This is a genomic window from Protofrankia sp. Cj5 (genome assembly GCF_917627405.1).
In the GTDB taxonomy this organism is placed as follows: Bacteria; Actinomycetota; Actinomycetes; order Frankiales; family Frankiaceae; genus Protofrankia.
The window spans coordinates 1-15,180 of the sequence record NZ_CAKJTO010000018.1; the positions used below are offsets into that span (position 1 = coordinate 1).

The 15,180-nt window shown below is 70.2% G+C and carries 12 protein-coding genes; 6 read left to right on the top strand and 6 right to left on the bottom strand.

Features of this window, described 5'->3' with window-relative positions:
- The first annotated feature begins 96 nt into the window (after window positions 1-96).
- Complete coding sequence (locus MJ777_RS06210) at window positions 97-1,530, top strand: ATP-binding protein (protein WP_239374022.1); 1,434 nt, start codon at window positions 97-99, stop codon at window positions 1,528-1,530.
- 43 nt (window positions 1,531-1,573) lie between these two features.
- On the opposite strand, the gene MJ777_RS06215 is transcribed toward MJ777_RS06210, so the two are convergent.
- The 5 genes from MJ777_RS06215 to MJ777_RS06235 are packed head-to-tail and all read right to left on the bottom strand — an operon-like array spanning window position 1,574 to window position 5,999.
- Window positions 1,574-1,894 carry a hydrogenase/urease maturation nickel metallochaperone HypA gene (locus MJ777_RS06215; RefSeq protein ID WP_239308865.1) on the bottom strand — a complete coding sequence of 107 codons (321 nt, stop codon included), beginning with the start codon at window positions 1,892-1,894 and terminating at the stop codon, window positions 1,574-1,576.
- Window positions 1,887-2,426 carry a HyaD/HybD family hydrogenase maturation endopeptidase gene (locus MJ777_RS06220; protein WP_239374025.1) on the bottom strand — a complete coding sequence of 180 codons (540 nt, stop codon included), beginning with the start codon at window positions 2,424-2,426 and terminating at the stop codon, window positions 1,887-1,889. Before MJ777_RS06220 ends, MJ777_RS06215 begins: the two co-directional genes overlap by 8 nt.
- Window positions 2,423-3,136, bottom strand: coding sequence for a Ni/Fe-hydrogenase, b-type cytochrome subunit (gene cybH, locus MJ777_RS06225; protein ID WP_239374028.1), 714 nt, complete (start codon window positions 3,134-3,136; stop codon window positions 2,423-2,425). The genes MJ777_RS06220 and cybH overlap by 4 nt, the downstream gene beginning before the upstream one ends.
- The gene (locus tag MJ777_RS06230; protein WP_239308868.1) at window positions 3,133-4,887 is read right to left on the bottom strand and encodes a nickel-dependent hydrogenase large subunit; all 1,755 of its coding nucleotides are present in this window, start codon (window positions 4,885-4,887) and stop codon (window positions 3,133-3,135) included. Before MJ777_RS06230 ends, cybH begins: the two co-directional genes overlap by 4 nt.
- Window positions 4,884-5,999 (bottom strand): hydrogenase small subunit, encoded by a 1,116-nt coding sequence (locus tag MJ777_RS06235; RefSeq protein WP_370652662.1) that lies wholly within the window; start codon window positions 5,997-5,999, stop codon window positions 4,884-4,886. Before MJ777_RS06235 ends, MJ777_RS06230 begins: the two co-directional genes overlap by 4 nt.
- Window positions 6,000-6,386: 387 nt before the next feature.
- Here MJ777_RS06235 and hypF point away from each other — a divergent pair, with 387 nt between their 5' ends.
- The 5 genes from hypF (at window position 6,387) to MJ777_RS06260 (ending at window position 12,064) form a co-directional block, all read left to right on the top strand.
- A complete protein-coding gene (gene hypF / locus MJ777_RS06240) occupies window positions 6,387-8,888 on the top strand; it encodes a carbamoyltransferase HypF (RefSeq protein WP_239374050.1) in 2,502 nt (833 codons plus the stop codon).
- A 4-nt stretch (window positions 8,889-8,892) separates the two neighbouring features.
- Window positions 8,893-9,159, top strand: a complete 267-nt coding sequence (locus MJ777_RS06245; RefSeq protein ID WP_239334273.1) for a HypC/HybG/HupF family hydrogenase formation chaperone — start codon at window positions 8,893-8,895, stop codon at window positions 9,157-9,159.
- Window positions 9,156-10,340, top strand: coding sequence for a hydrogenase formation protein HypD (hypD, locus tag MJ777_RS06250; RefSeq protein WP_239374053.1), 1,185 nt, complete (start codon window positions 9,156-9,158; stop codon window positions 10,338-10,340). The genes MJ777_RS06245 and hypD overlap by 4 nt, the downstream gene beginning before the upstream one ends.
- 104 nt (window positions 10,341-10,444) lie before the next feature.
- Window positions 10,445-11,443 (top strand): hydrogenase expression/formation protein HypE, encoded by a 999-nt coding sequence (hypE, locus tag MJ777_RS06255; RefSeq protein ID WP_239374102.1) that lies wholly within the window; start codon window positions 10,445-10,447, stop codon window positions 11,441-11,443.
- Between the two features lie 57 nt (window positions 11,444-11,500).
- Window positions 11,501-12,064, top strand: a complete 564-nt coding sequence (locus MJ777_RS06260) for a gluconokinase (RefSeq protein ID WP_239374056.1) — start codon at window positions 11,501-11,503, stop codon at window positions 12,062-12,064.
- Here MJ777_RS06260 and MJ777_RS06265 read toward each other — a convergent pair.
- Window positions 12,012-14,924 carry a TIR domain-containing protein gene (locus MJ777_RS06265; protein ID WP_239374059.1) on the bottom strand — a complete coding sequence of 971 codons (2,913 nt, stop codon included), beginning with the start codon at window positions 14,922-14,924 and terminating at the stop codon, window positions 12,012-12,014. The genes MJ777_RS06260 and MJ777_RS06265 overlap by 53 nt on opposite strands.
- Between the last annotated feature and the right edge of the window lie 256 nt (window positions 14,925-15,180).

The following is a 15,180-nucleotide window of genomic DNA, read 5'->3' on the forward strand; positions in this document are numbered from 1 at the left end:
CATAACACACCAACGGACGCCGTTCCGGGACTCTACGTGTTATTTTTCTGCGCTCCCTAAGTAAGAAGCGATCTATGTTGAGCGGGGAGCAGCACCGTGGAATTCAGCGGCAGGACGTCCGACATCGATCTCCTGGACGGCCAGCTCCGGCAGGTGGCAACCGGCCAGGGCGGCACCCGCGGACGCGCACTGATCATGACTGGCCGGCGTCGAGTGGGGAAGTCCCGGCTGGCCCAGGAGTTCTGCGATCGTTCGGGCGTACCGTATGTGATCTTCCAGGCGACGCGGGGCCGCAATCCCATCGCGGAACGGACCGACTTCACCGAGACACTGGCCCAGTCCGCCCTGCCCGGCGCGGAACTCGCCGCGGGCATGGGCACGGCCGACTGGAACCACGCCCTGCGCGCTCTCGCCGTCGCCGTCCCCGACGCCACACCCAGCATCGCGGTGATCGACGAGGTGCCATGGCTGGTCGAGCAGGACCGTGAGTTCGAGGGCGCGTTGCAGACGGTGTGGGACCGCCACCTGTCCGCGAAGCCCGTCCTGCTCCTCCTCGTGGGCAGTGACATGTCCGTCATGGAGGCGCTGGGGCACTACGGCCGCCCGTTCTTCGGACGGGCGGCAACAATGATCGTCCGGCCACTGCACCTGGCCGACGTCCAGTCCATCACCGGGCTGCCGGCCGGCGACGCAATGGACGCACTACTGATCACCGGCGGTTTTCCCGAGGTTGTCCAGGCATGGCAGGGCGGGATGAGCCGTGACGACTACCTCCGCCAAGCGCTCGCCAACCCGCTGTCCCCGCTGCTCATGGCGGGTGAGCTCACGCTGCTCGGGGAGTTTCCCGAAGCCTCCCAGGCCCGCGCCGTGCTGGCGGCGCTCGGCAGCGGAGAACGTACTTTCACCGCGATCGCCACTGCGGCCGGCGGAGCGAGCCCGCTGGCGTCGGGCACGCTGTCCCCCATCCTGACCATGCTGCTCGACAAGCAGGTCGTCGCGGCCGACAGCCCGCTGTCCAGCCGGCCCGACACGAAGAACAAGCGTTACCGGATCGCGGACCCCTACCTCCGGTTCTGGCTGACTTTTCTCGACCGTGGCATTCCGCTGGTGGAGCGGGGCCGCGGTGATGTCGTCCTCACCCGTATCGAACGTTCGTGGACCACCTGGCGTGGCCGGGCCGTCGAACCGGTCGTCCGAGAAGCCCTTCTTCGGCTGCTACCGGACGAGGCCTGGCCCGGCACCGAAGCGATCGGCGGCTGGTGGAACCGCCAGAACAATCCCGAGATCGACATCGTCGGTGCCGACCGCGCACCCGCCGCGGGGAAGGTCCACTTCCTGGGTTCCATCACATGGCTGGAGAACCAGCCCTTTGGGCGGCGTGACTACGACAGCCTTGTCCGCGACATGCTCGCCGTCCCCGGCGTCGAGCCTGGAACACCCCTGGTGGCGGTCTCCCGCCGCGGCGTCGCCGACAGCCTCCCCCTCGCGGCGCACTGGGGGCCGGCCGATCTGATCCAAGCCTGGCATTGACACCAGCCCTGCTGATCATCGGCTCGGCTCGTGGCCGGCGCGGTCAGCTCATCCAGTCGACGACGGCCAGCTCGTCCGCTGCCGCGATGACGATCCCGTTGCCGCCGCAGGACGGGCACGGATCGAGACGTCCGCCGTCGTACTCACAGCCGCAGGCGAAGCAGCGCAGCCGGTCGGCCGCGTTGCGCCATTCCACGTGGCTGGCTTCGAGACAGGTGCCGGTGGCCGCACCGTGCCAGGCCGCGGCGGCGGCGTCGATGTCGACGCCGCCGCCGATCGCGAGCACCACCGTCCGTACCCGTGCTCCCGCGCTCGCGTCGACGAGCGCGGCGACCGCCGCCCGCGCGAGACCGGCCTCATGCATCTGTGGGCACCTGCGCTCCCCGATCTGTCACTCCCCAACCGGCCAGGATGCTCCGGGCCGCGGCCACCATCTCCGTGACGCTGGAGTCGATCAACGGACTCAGCCCCCAGCGGTCCGCGATGGACTCGGGCACGACGCCGACCAGCGCGACGTGCTGGGGAGCGCAGCCCGCGAGCTCCGCCGCGGACAGGGCGTCCACGAGACCGACGTCGTGCGCGCTCGCGCGCACCCCGTGGCCGCGCCGCACGTCGCCGTCCCCGATGACGATCACATCACCCGGCCGGCCCTGCGCGCTCGCCACCGCGTCGAGGATGAGCACCGCCCGGCGGCCGGCCAGGTAGGGCATGAGCATGAGCCCGAGCGTCCCGCCGTCGAGCACCTCCACGCCCGGGACGGGGACGGCTCCCAGCCGCCGGGCCGCGACCACGCCGACGCCGTCGTCACCCAACAGCTCGTTGCCGATACCCAGGACCAGAACAGGCGCCACCACCTCGGCGCCGGCTGCCATCACCCCGGTCGCAGCCCCGGTCATAGCCGCTCCTTCGGCAGGAACTTGGATCCGGAGAAGATCGAGGAGATCACACCCGTCCCCTCGACCCGGTCGACCAGCATGGCACTGTACAGATGGTGGATCATGAATCCCCAGGTCAGCCACATGATCATATGGTGGATGAGCCGGATCGTCGGCAACGAGACCAGCTGGAACACCCAGCCGGTGAGAAAGGCGGCCCAGCTCCTGCCTTCCACACCCCACAGCGCGACTCCGGTGAAAATCTCGGCGGCGAACATCGTGTAGAGCACGGCGTAGGTCATACCGGCGAGCGGGTTGTGACCGACGACCTCGGGCGCCTCACGGTCGATGAACAGATAGAAACGCAGCGACGGGATGATCAGGCGTCGGCGTTCACGGGTGCTGGGGATCCACTCCGTCCACCGCGACCAGCGGTTGGGTGACAGGACGTGCCAGGCGACCCGCGCGAGGATCAGGTCGATGAAGACAAACGCGGTGATCTCGTGGACCGTTCGCACCCAGGTGACCCAGTAAGCGTCGCCGCCGAGGCGCAGCTGCGGGTTCCCGATCAGGAAACCCGTCACGCTGAGCACCACCAACGCCAGGACGAGCAGCCAGTGCACGACACGTACCGGCAGATCCCAGACCCGCACCCGCACGAAGGCCTGCTCCGGGCACGCCCGCGGCACGGCTTCCCCCGACACCGCCTTGTCCGGCACGGCGGCGCTCACTGGACCCGCACCTCGACGATGTCGCGGCCGTCCGCGTCGTACACATGCGCCGCGCAGGCCATGCAGGGATCGAACGAGTGCAGTGTCCGCAGCACCTCCAGTGGCCGCCGCGGATCGACGACAGGGGTGCCGACCAGGGCCGACTCGTAGGCACCTGGATTACCCCGCTCATCGCGGGGGCTGGCGTTCCAGGTCGTGGGTACCACCGCCTGGTAGTTGCTGATCCGTTCGCCGTCGATGACGACCCAGTGCGACAGCGATCCCCTGGGTGCCTCGTGGAAGCCGACGCCGCGGGCCCGCCCGGCCGGCCACGTCGAGGGATGCCACTTCCCGGTGTCCGCGATCGTCAGGTCCCCCGAGCCGACGTTCGCCCGCAGCCGGTCGAGGAGTTCCAGGGAGTACTGTGCCATCAGCTTCGTCTCCAGGCCCCGGGCCAGCACCCGGCCGAGGGTTGACATCAACGCCGTGGGCGCCAGCCGCAGCCCGTCCAGCGCGTCCCGCACGAGCGGCTGGATGCGGGCGTCGCCCGATGCGTAGCCGACGAGCATGCGGGCCAGCGGGCCGACCTCCACCGCGATCCCGTCGTAGCGCGGTGCCTTCAGCCACGAGTACTTCCCGCCGACGTCGAGCTGGGAGAAGGGCGGCTCGGGGCCGGTGTAGTCCGGCGTGGTCTGGCCCTGCCACGGGGCGAGCGCGGCGCCGGTACCTGTGGCTGTGGGCCCGCCGGAGCCGTCGTAACGGAACCACGAGTGGGCGACGGACTCGGCGATGTGGGACGGGTCGAACGGTTCGACCGTCAGCGTGCCCCCGCGCGGGTGGGCGTCGCGGATGACCCCGCCGGGGAACAGACCGCCGGCCTGTGGCCGGCCCTTGGGCTGCGGCGCCTGCGCGAAGTCCCCGAACACCATGTACGAGCCCAGCCCCGCGCCGTACGTCGTCCATTCAGGATAAGCCGCCGCGATCGCGTACAGGTCAGGCAGGAACACCTTCTCGACGAAGTCCAGCCCCCGCGCCAGCAGCTGGGCGAGCTCGGTCAGCGTGTTGTCGTTGATTGCCTCCTGGCTCGCCAGATCGATCGGGGACGCCATACCGCCGACGACATAGGTCTGCGGATGCGGGTTCTTGCCGCCGAGCAGCGCGTGCACCCGGACGTAGTCCCGCTGGAAGTCCAGCGCGTCGAGATAGTGGCTGAACGCCACCAGGTTCAGCTCCGGACTGAGCCGGTACGCGGGATGCCCCCAGTACCCGTTCGTGAACGGGCCGATGTTCCCGCTCGCCAGGAACGCGCCCAGCCGGGCCTGTACCGCGGCGAACAGCTTCGCCGTCGAGCGCGGATAGTCCGAGCTGGACTGGGCGAGCGCCGCGGCGCGCGCGGGGTCGGCCTTCAGCGCCGCGGTCGGGTCGATCCAGTCCAGCGCCTGCAGATGGTAGAAGTGCACGACATGATCATGAACGAACAGCGCCGCGGCGATGATCTCACGCAGCAGCCGGGCGTTGCGCGGTGGGACCGCACCGACCGCGTCCTCGACAGCCCGCACCGAGGCCAGCGCGTGCACGGTGGTGCAGACACCGCAGATCCGCTGCGCGAACAGCCAGGCGTCCCGGGGATCCCGGCCCTCGACGATGGTCTCGATGCCGCGCCACATCGTCGATGAGGCGTACGCCTCGGTGACGCGGCCACCGTCCACCGCTACCTCGACACGCAGATGACCCTCGATCCGGGTCACCGGGTCGATGACCAACCGGCTCATGTCGCCTGCCCGCCTCTGTCGTCAGCGGGCTCAGCGGGCCCAGCCGCGTCCTGGCCGTCCTTGGTCGTGTGAGACGCGGCCATGCGGTGCTGGATGACCTTACCGACCCCGTGCGCCGCGAATCCAGTCGCGGTCGCCGCGAGGACACCCAGACCGATCCTGTCCGCCGTGAGGCTGAAGTCCCGCGTCGCGACATGCGGCAGCCGGTCGTAGAACGGCGACATCGTGTCCCAGAAACCAGGCTCGGAACAGCCCACACAACCGTGCCCGGCCGCCACCGGCCAGGACGTCCCCCCGTTGTAACGAACGCTCGGGCAGTTGTGGAATGTGGCCGGCCCCTTGCAGCCGAGCCGGTACAGGCACCAGCCCCTGCGATGGCCGTCGTCGCCCCAGGACTGCGCGAACTGGCCGGCGTCGAAGTGGCCCCGGCGCGCGCAGGTGTCGTGGATGCGCTGCCCGTAGGCGAACAGCGGGCGGCCGAAGCCGTCCCGGGCCGGGAACTGCCCGAACGTCAGATAGTGGACGATCGTCGCGGTGAGGTTGTCGGCGTTGACCGGACAACCGGTCAGGTTGACGACCTCGACCCCGCCGACGACGTCTTCCACCCGGACCGCGCCGGTCGGGTTGGGGCCGGCGGCGGGGATCCCACCGAACGCCGAGCAGGTGCCGACGTTGATGATCCCGGCCGCGCCGCGGGCAGCGCTCCTGAGTATCTCCTCGGCCGATCGGCCCCCGACCGTGCACGACCCCGGGATGCCGGTGGGCACGGAGCCCTCGACCACGACCAGGTGCCCGCCCCGCGCCACGGCCTTGTCCCGGGCGTCCTCGGCGTCGGCGCCGGCCGCCGCCATCAACGTCTCGTGGTAGTCGAGCGAAATCATTCCCAGGATCAGGTCCGCGACGGATGGATTGCGCGAGCGTAGGAACGCTTCGCTGTCACCGGCACAGTCCTGGAACTCCAGCCACACGACAGCAGGCCGGTCGATCCTGTCCAGCGCCGCCGCGACCTGGGGAGCGAGCTGGGGCGGCAGCGCGAGGGTCGCGACGACCCCCGCGCAGAACTTCAGGATCGACCGCCGCGCCACCCCGGCCTCGGCGAGCCGCGCGGACAGGCTGCCGTCCGCTGCCCGCTGCCGGGCAGCACCGCCCGGTGGCGACACCCCGTGCGCCTCACCCTGCCCGACCGTCCCGCAGCTGCTGTTCACGGCTTGCCTCCCACATCGCCTCGACGGGACGTCAGCTGCCCGGCGCGCTCGGGAACAACGCTTGACAACAGCGCTTGACAACAGCGGCCGGACACTTCGCGCAACGAAACGCTAGGGCAGACCGTGGCGGGATTTGCGCGCTCCGCTCGGCCAGGCGACCGAAGACTGTCCGAGCACGGCTCTTTTCGCGGGGCCGGCGGGCTGAAGGAAGCACCCGCCGCGGGCCCTGCGGGAGCCGGCGGCGGGTCGCTGGTCCCTTGCCCGCCATGACGCTCGGCGGCAAGACTTACGGTCATGATCCGGCCTGACGACACCGCCGGACGGCGCGAGCGGGTGGCACACCGGCTTGAGGTCCACGGGACCGTGCAGGGGGTCGGTTTCCGTCCGTTCGTCTACCGTCTGGGCACCAGCCTCGGGCTGGACGGCTGGGTGCGCAACGACGACGGCCGGGTCGTGATCGAGGCGGCCGGCCCACCCGGAGCGCTCGCCGCTCTCGCGTCCCGGCTGCGCACGGACGCCCCACCGCTGGCCCGGGTACGCGACGTCTGTGTCACCGAACTGTCCACCCCGATTCCGCGCCCGCGCTCGGGATTCCGGGTCGGGCCGTCGGTCAGCCGGCCGGCCGCGCCGGCATCGGTGTCGGCCCCTGCATCGGCATCGGCCAGCCATGTCCGCGAGGTGCCCGCCGACGTCGCCACCTGCGAGGCCTGCCTGGCCGAACTGTTCGACCCGAACGACCGCCGGTACCGGTACCCCTTTGTCAACTGCGCCGACTGCGGCCCCCGGGCCACGATCGTCGACACCCTCCCGTACGACCGCGCGCGCACGACGATGCGGGCCTTCCCCCTGTGCGACGACTGCGCCCGCGAGTACACCGACCCGGGCGACCGGCGGTTCCACGCCGAGCCGATCGCGTGTCCGGCCTGCGGCCCCCAACTCGCCTGGTGGTCGCCGGCCGGCGGCCGGGGCCCGCGGACGGATCCCCAGCCAGCCGCGTCGACAGGCGGCACGGCCACGCTGGCCGCACTGGCCGCCGCTGTCGCGATGATCGACAGTGGCGGCACCGTGGCGCTCAAGGGGCTGGGCGGCTACCAGCTCGTGTGTGACGCGACCAACGGCGCGGCCGTCGCCCGGCTGCGGGCACGCAAGCACCGTCCAACCAAGCCGTTCGCGGTCATGGTGACCGATCTGGACGCGGCGCGGGCACTGGCCGACATCGACACGGTGGAGGCGGGCCTGTTGACATCGGTCGCACGGCCGGTGGTGCTGCTGCGGCGCGCCCACGATGGTGTTCTCGCGGGCGCGGTCGGGGCGGGCGCCCCACGGCTCGGGCTGTTCCTGCCCGTCACCCCCCTGCACCAGCTGCTCCTCGGCGAGCTGGGCAGACCGCTCGTCGTCACCAGCGGGAACTCCTCGGGCGAACCGATCGTGATCGACGACGCCGAGGCCCGGGACCGTCTCGCCACCGTGGCCGACGGGTTCCTGAGCCACGACCGGGCCATCCGCTCCCCTTACGATGACTCCGTCGTCCGGGCTGTCGCGGGGCGTGGGTCGATGATCCGGCGCGCTCGCGGGTACGCGCCGCGGCCGCTGCGGCTCCCCATCGCTGCCGGCGAGCCGCTGCTCGCCGTCGGCGCGCAGCTCAAACACACGTTCACCCTGGCCGAGGGGACGACCGCCGTCGTCGGGCCGCATACGGGCGACCTTTCCCAGCAGCCCACGCTGGTGGCGTTTGAACGCACTCTCGCGCACCTGTGCGCGATGACCGGCATCACCCCGCGCGTCATCGCCCACGATCCGCACCCCGGCTATCTTTCCACCCAGTACGCGCTTTCCAGCCGGTACGCGATGATGAGCGGCGCGCGGCCGCGCGTGGCCGTGCAGCACCACCATGCGCACGTGGCGTCCTGCGCCGCCGAGCACGGTGTCACCGGGCGGTTCATCGGCGTCGCCTACGACGGCCTGGGGCTCGGCGACGACGGCACCCTGTGGGGCGGTGAGGTGCTGGTCGCGGACCTCGTCTCCTATCGGCGGGTGGCCCGGTTCGGCCGGGCACCGTTGCCCGGTGGTACCGCGGCGCTGCGCCGTCCCGCCCGGGTGGCGCTGGGCTACCTGTTCGGCGCGGAACCGCTCGGCGGCCTGCCGGCCATCGGCCCCTCGGCGACAGACCGGCGCCTGGCCGCGCCGTTCCTGGACCGGTTGACCGATCGTGAGGTGTCCGTGGCCGCCCGGATGATCGAACGCGGCGTCAACTGCCCCGTCGCCTCCAGCGCGGGGCGGCTGTTCGACGCCGTCGCGGCGCTGCTCGGCCTGTGCGACGAGGTGACCTATGAAGGTGAGGCCGCCGCCGCGGTGGAAGCCGCCGCGCTGGCGGCCGGAACGCCCGGGGTCAGCACGCCGGACCCGGCAGCCACTGGGCACGCCCGCGCTGTCGAGCTGCCCTGGCGGATCGTCGGTCATGGCGGCCTGCTCGTCTACGACCCGCGGCCGACGCTGCGGGCGCTGGTGGAGGGACTGCACGCCCGGGTCGCCGTCGGCGTCCTCGCCGCCCGGTTCCACGCCACGATCGTCGCGGTCACCGTCGCCCTGTGTACCGATGCCGCCCGGCGTCACCGGTTGCGAACGGTCTGCCTGTCCGGCGGGGTCATGCACAACCAGCTGCTTGCCGAAGCCCTCCCCGCGGCGTTGGCGGCCGCCGGCCTCACCCCGTTGCTCAACGAACGGGTTCCGGCCGGAGACGGCGGAGTGAGCTATGGCCAGGCCGCGGTGGCCGCGGCGCGACTGAGGGGGGAATAAGCCCGTGTGTCTCGGTATACCAGGCCGCGTCGTGGCGACGACCGAGGTCGCCGGCCTGCTCATGGGCACGGTCGACTTCGCGGGCGTGACCCGCGAGGTCTGTCTCGGTTACGTCCCCCAGGCGCGGGTGGAGGACTACGTCATCGTCCATGTCGGCTTCGCCATCAGCCTCGTGGACGAGGCCGAGGCCCGGCGCACGCTGGAGATCCTGCACGCGATGGGAGCGCTCGACGAGGAGCTTGGCGCCGAACCCGCCCAGGAGGCCCGATGAGGTATCTCGACGAGTACCGTGAGCCAGCGCTCGCCCGGCGGCTGCTCACCAAGATTCACACAGTGACGTCGCGGCCATGGACGCTGATGGAGGTCTGCGGCGGCCAGACCCACACCATCGTCCGCCAGGGCATCGACGAACTGCTGCCCGCGGGGATCCGGATGATCCACGGACCTGGCTGTCCCGTCTGCGTGACACCGCTGGAACTCATCGACAAAGCACTGGCCATCGCCGGGCGCCCCGAGGTCATCCTCACCTCCTACGGTGACATGCTCAGGGTTCCGGGGACGAGCACCGACCTGCTCGCCATGCGGGCCCGCGGCAGCGATGTCCGGGTCGTCTACTCACCGCTGGACGCCGTCCGCATCGCCGCGGCGTGCCCCGACCGCGAGGTGGTCTTCTTCGCCGTGGGGTTCGAGACGACGGCGCCCGCGAACGCCATGGCGGTGCTGCGCGCCCACGCGCTCGGCCTGACGAACTTCAGCGTCCTGGTCAGCCATGTGCTCGTCCCGCCGGCGATGACCGCGCTGCTGGACGCGCCGGGCTGCCAGGTGCAGGCGTTCCTGGCCGCCGGCCACGTCTGTGCCGTCATGGGATGGACCGAATACGAGCCGCTGTCACGGCGTTACCAGATCCCGGTCGTCGTGACCGGATTTGAGCCACTCGACATCCTGGAGGGCATCCTCATGGCGGTGCGCCAGCTCGAAGAAGGCCGCGCGCAGGTGGAGAACCAGTACGTCCGCGCCGTGCGGCGGGCCGGGAACATCCAGGCGCAGGCGGCCATCGGGCGTGTGTTCGGTGTCCGTGACCGGATGTGGCGGGGCATCGGCACCATCCCGATGAGCGGTTTCGCGCTCGCGGACGAGTTCGCCTCCTATGACGCCGAGACCCGCTTCGCCGTGGCCGGCCTGAGCACGCGGGAACATCCGGCCTGCATCGCTGGGGGCATTCTCACCGGAACGCGCCTACCGACCGACTGCGCGGCGTACGGTGCCGCGTGCACGCCGCGTACCCCGCTGGGCGCGCCCATGGTGTCCAGCGAAGGGACCTGCGCCGCCTTCCACAGTGCTGGCCGGACCACCGCTGCCGGCCCGACCACGGCTGCCGGCCCGACCACCGCTGCCGGCCCGACGGCGAGCGCCGGCCGGCTGCCGGCGGCGGCAGCCGTGGAAACATCATGACCATCTCCAGCCCAGCCGTCCCCGGTCCCAGCATCCTCAGCCCGGCCGCCACCGACCTGACCGGCGCCAGCTGCCCGTTGCCGCTGGCGGAGACCGAGAAGGTCATGCTCGGCCACGGCAGCGGCGGGCAGCTGTCCGCCGGGCTCCTGCATGACGTGCTCCTCCCGGCCCTCGGCGCGGCCGCGCCGGCCGGCGTTCCCGAGGACGCGGCCGTGCTCGACATCGACGGCACGACAGTGGTGCTGAGCACCGACTCCTTCGTGGTGAGCCCGCTCTTCTTCCCCGGCGGTGACATCGGCTCGCTGGCCGTGCACGGGACCGTCAATGATCTGGCGATGATGGGCGCCAGCCCGCTTGCCCTGGCCGTCGCCTACGTCATCGAGGAGGGTTTTCCACTCGAGGATCTACGGCGGGTGACAGCCTCGGTCGGCGCGGCCGCGGCCGCTGTTGGCGTGCCCGTCGTCACCGGAGACACCAAGGTCGTCGGTCGCGGTGCCGCGGACGGGATCTTCGTGACCACGACCGGGATCGGCCGCCGCCTGCCCGGCGCACGTGTCTCGGCCGGCTCCGCCCGCCCCGGGGACGTCATCGTGCTCTCCGGGCCGCTCGGCGCGCACGGCACGGCCATCCTGAGCGCCCGGGAGTCCCTCGGCTTCAACAGCGAGATCACCTCGGACACCCGTCCCCTGCACCGGCTGGTCGCGGCCATGGTGGCGGGCGGTGACGCGGGACTGCGCGCGATGCGCGACCCCACCCGCGGCGGTGTGGCGTCCGCGCTGAACGAGATCGCCGCCGCGTCCGGGGCCGGGATCGAGATCGAGGAACAGGCCGTGCCCATCCCGGCCGCGGTGGCCGCCGCCTGCGAGATCCTCGGCCTGGACCCGCTGCACGTCGCCAACGAAGGCTGCCTCGTCGCCGTCCTCGCGCCCGAGGTCGCCGACGCCGTGCTGGCCGCGATGCGCGCCCTGCCCGAGGGCCGGGACGCCACCCGCCTCGGTACCGTCGTCGCCGCCCATCCCGGCCGGGTCGTCATGCGCACCCTGCTGGGCGGCACCCGCATCGTCGACATGCTCGTCGGCGAACAGCTCCCCCGCATCTGCTAACGTGCGCTCTCCAGCCGCCAGCGTGCGCTCCTCGCAACCGCGCCCAGGAGAATACGGATGACCCGGTCCGCAAGCATCTCGCAGCCGATCGCCGTGGTAATGGGAGTGGCTGGCAGCGGGAAGACCACGATCGGCCACCTGCTCGCGGAGCGGCTGGGTGTCGTCTATGCGGAGGCCGACTCGTTCCATCCGCCGGCCAACGTCGCGAAGATGATGGCCGGGCAGGCGCTTGACGACGACGACCGGCGGCCGTGGCTGGCTGCCATCGCGGCCTGGATCCGGGATCAGGTGAACACCGACAAGGGCGGGGTGGTGTCGTGCTCCGCGCTCAGGTTCCAGTACCGGGACCGGCTGCGCGAGGCGTACCCTGACGCGTGGTTTCTTCACCTGGATATCGACCGCGCGCTCGCCGTCGAACGGGTGGCCAGCCGACACGGCCATTTTATGCCGGCGTCGTTGGTGGACTCGCAGCTTCAGACGTTGGAACCGTTGCTTCCCGGCGAGAGAGGCACCGTGGTCGACGCCTCCGCCGCACCGGAGGAAATCACCCGGACCGCGCTGAGACGATTTAACGAGTATCGAGCGGCGGGCCACCCCGAAGAGCCGCCAGCCGCTCCCTGACGTCATCCAGGTCCTTGCCGGCGCCGACGCTGAAATAGCCGTCCCGAGCGTGTTCAAACGAGGAGATGGCCTGGGCGTAGTCGTGACCACTCGCCTGGCACTCACCGATGCCCCGACATGCCCTGGCTTCCTCGAGCCGGCTGCCCGCCCGCACCGCCAGCTTCCGGGCGCCGTCGAATTCGTCGCGCGCCCGGTCGGGTGCGCCAGACTTCAGCCACAATCGGCCCAGGTGGTTGCGGACCTCAGCAACCCCGAGATTGTCATTGATTGTGTCATACTGACGCAACGCTTCGTTCAACAGTTCGCGCGCCGCGTCCCGCATCGCGGGATCCTTCCTCCCGACGGACCAGCCGACATTGAAGACAGCGACACCGAGGTTCTTGGACGCATTGGCGACGCCAATCTCATCGGCAACCTCACGATACAGCCGCAGCGCCTCTTCCAACAGCTTGAGCGCATCCTCGTAGGATTCACCCTCGTTGTGGACGATGCCCATCTCGTGAAGCGCGTTGGCCTGGCCGAGCAGGGCCGCGCGGCTACCACCCACCGGTAGGCCCAGGCGCTGGAACCGGTCAGGCCGACGAAACAGCTCGACGGCGTCCGCCAGGATCTCCACCGCCTGTCGCTGATGGCCCAACAGGCGGTAGGTGATCCCGAGGTCGTTGAGCGCGATACCCCGGGCGCGCGCGTCACCACACCGTTCGGCGACGTCAGCGGCCAGGTGGTGCAGTTCCGCCGCGTTCTCCCACGGCCCGTTGTTACGGAGATAGCCCGCCATGGCATCAATCAGGGCAACTACCATCTGTTGTCGATGCCAGACAGTTCGCCGCCGGCCACCGACAGTCCACCGCCAGCTCCAGGCATCTCCCATCCGGCTTAATGGGCTTAATGGGCTTAGCTGGCTTAATGGGCGGCCGGTCACCGCTTCGACACGGGCTATGAGCGCCGAACCGCGGCCCCGCTCGACCGCGCGACGATCGAGCCGCGCGGCATACTCGATGCAGCCGAGCAGATTCGGCTCCTCGGCCGTGAACCAGGCCAACGCCTGCTGGCGTGCTTCCCAGCCGAGCGGTACTCGTGAGGCAGCAGCGGGCCGGCTGTGGCGCAGCAGGAACCATCCCGCTCGCCGCGCCATATCGGCGGCCTGTGTCTGGTAGTAGCAAAGCAGCCGGTCAAATGCGTGCGCACGGGCGTCAGCGCCACTGGCGGGCAACGAGGGAGGCCTGGGGAGCCGCTGGGCGGCGTACGAGGCGACCACATCATGCATCCGCCAACGCCCCGGGGCGTTGGCGGGCCTGACCAGATGGGCCCGCTGCAACGTGCGCAGTTTCCAACTTGCCCGCCACGGCTGCCAACCAACCAGCGCAGCCGCGGCCTCAGTCGATATCTCCGCGCCGGGATTGACCGGTAGCAGCCAGAACAACTCAGCCGCGGCCGGGTCATGACGTACCATGCGCTCCCAGGAAAGCGTGAGGATCGGCGCCAGCAGCCTCTCGTCATTGTCCGGACAGACAATATCGTCCGGACAGACAATCGGGACGGGGACGTCAGCGAGGTCGGCGACCAGGTCGGTCACAGCCAGCCGCGGGCTGTCAGCCAGCAGCGTGCCGGCGATACGCAGGGCGAGGGGCCACCATCCGCACAGTGTGGCCAGCTCGTCAGCCGCGCCACGCTGCTGGACCACTCGCTGGTCGGACGGGTCACGATCGCAAAGCACACGGCCGAGGAGCTTTACCGCGTCCGAGGGGGCGAGAGCACCCAGCTCGACGACCTGATGGTCAACAAGATCGAAAACGTTCCTTCGGGACGTCACCAATACCCGATGGGCCGGGTGCTCGGTCAGCAGGGCGGCAATCTGATCCACATGCGAGACGTTATCGAGCACCAGTAGTACCGGTTTTCCGGCTTTGGCCTGTTCAGCCAGCATGCGGTAGTAAACCGCGGCCTGTTCGCCGAGCGTGGCGGGGAGCTCCTGAGCCCGGTCAAGGGCGACAAGTAAAGGACGGTAAACCTGATCCGCGCCGATCCCCGGATGGCGACCGTAACCCTGCAGGTCAACGATGAAGGCGCCACCGGAAAACCAGCCCTTGCCCACCGCGTGAGCGGCGGCGCGGCGTACCAGCGCCGTCTTTCCCGTCCCGCCCGGCCCGATCACCACCGCGGCCGGCCGCGCGCCGGTGCCGGATCTGGCCCCGGCCCCGGCCGACGCCAGCAGCCCCATCAGCTTCGCCAGCTCAGCACCCCGGCCGACAAACGCCTCCGACCTCGCCGGATCGTCGGCCGCCACGCTTTCCACGACCACCCGGCCCATATCGCCGAACGGCTTACCGGGGGTGGGGAAAGGCGGCTCGGGCATCGATCGCGCCTGGCCCGGAAGCATAGGCTCGCGACCGGGTTTCCCCCGGCCGGCCAAAGCGCTCTCGATGCCGGCAAGCAGCCGCCGCGCGACGTCGTGCGGCGGTTCGCCGGCCGGCAGCCCGAACAGGTCTATTGATCTGATGTGGCTGATTTCCGGTGGTACGGAGCAGTCCTCCACTTTGATCGGTACAAGCCTGCGGTCAGACCCGTCCTGGTCACCATCCAAAGCGGACTTCACACCATATGCCCGCATCACATGCACATGGGCCTTCGAAAGCAGCAGGATCACGCGCCGCGCGCATGTGGCGCTCGCACCTATGCCCGCCACCCAGTGCGTTCCAGGGACGCCGTCCCAGGCCTCTATCAGCGTCCGGTAACCAACATCCTCCAGCTGCCAGGCGATCCACTCCGCCCACCGCTGGTCGTTCTGAGCGTAAGAAATCAAGAAGTCCGGGTCCCGCCGGACCACCTGCTCAGCGTCGATTCCCCCCGCCTCGGGCATGAACCTGATACTGCCGCATAAAAAAGCCTCCACGAGCAGATTTCCAGAACTTGACAGTTCGTTGACAAATCAGCCGCCCGCGCGATTGTGGACAACAGGCCCCCATACGATCCGAAACGATGGGGCGTCCGCAGACCGCTGGTCCGCGCGATTGAAGATCGACCGGATAAGAGCGCCCGGCAATAGGGATGTGGATCAAGGAGCGGGGCTGGGGTGCATGCATCGCGAGGCGGTGGAGGGAGCCACCGGAGGTGGT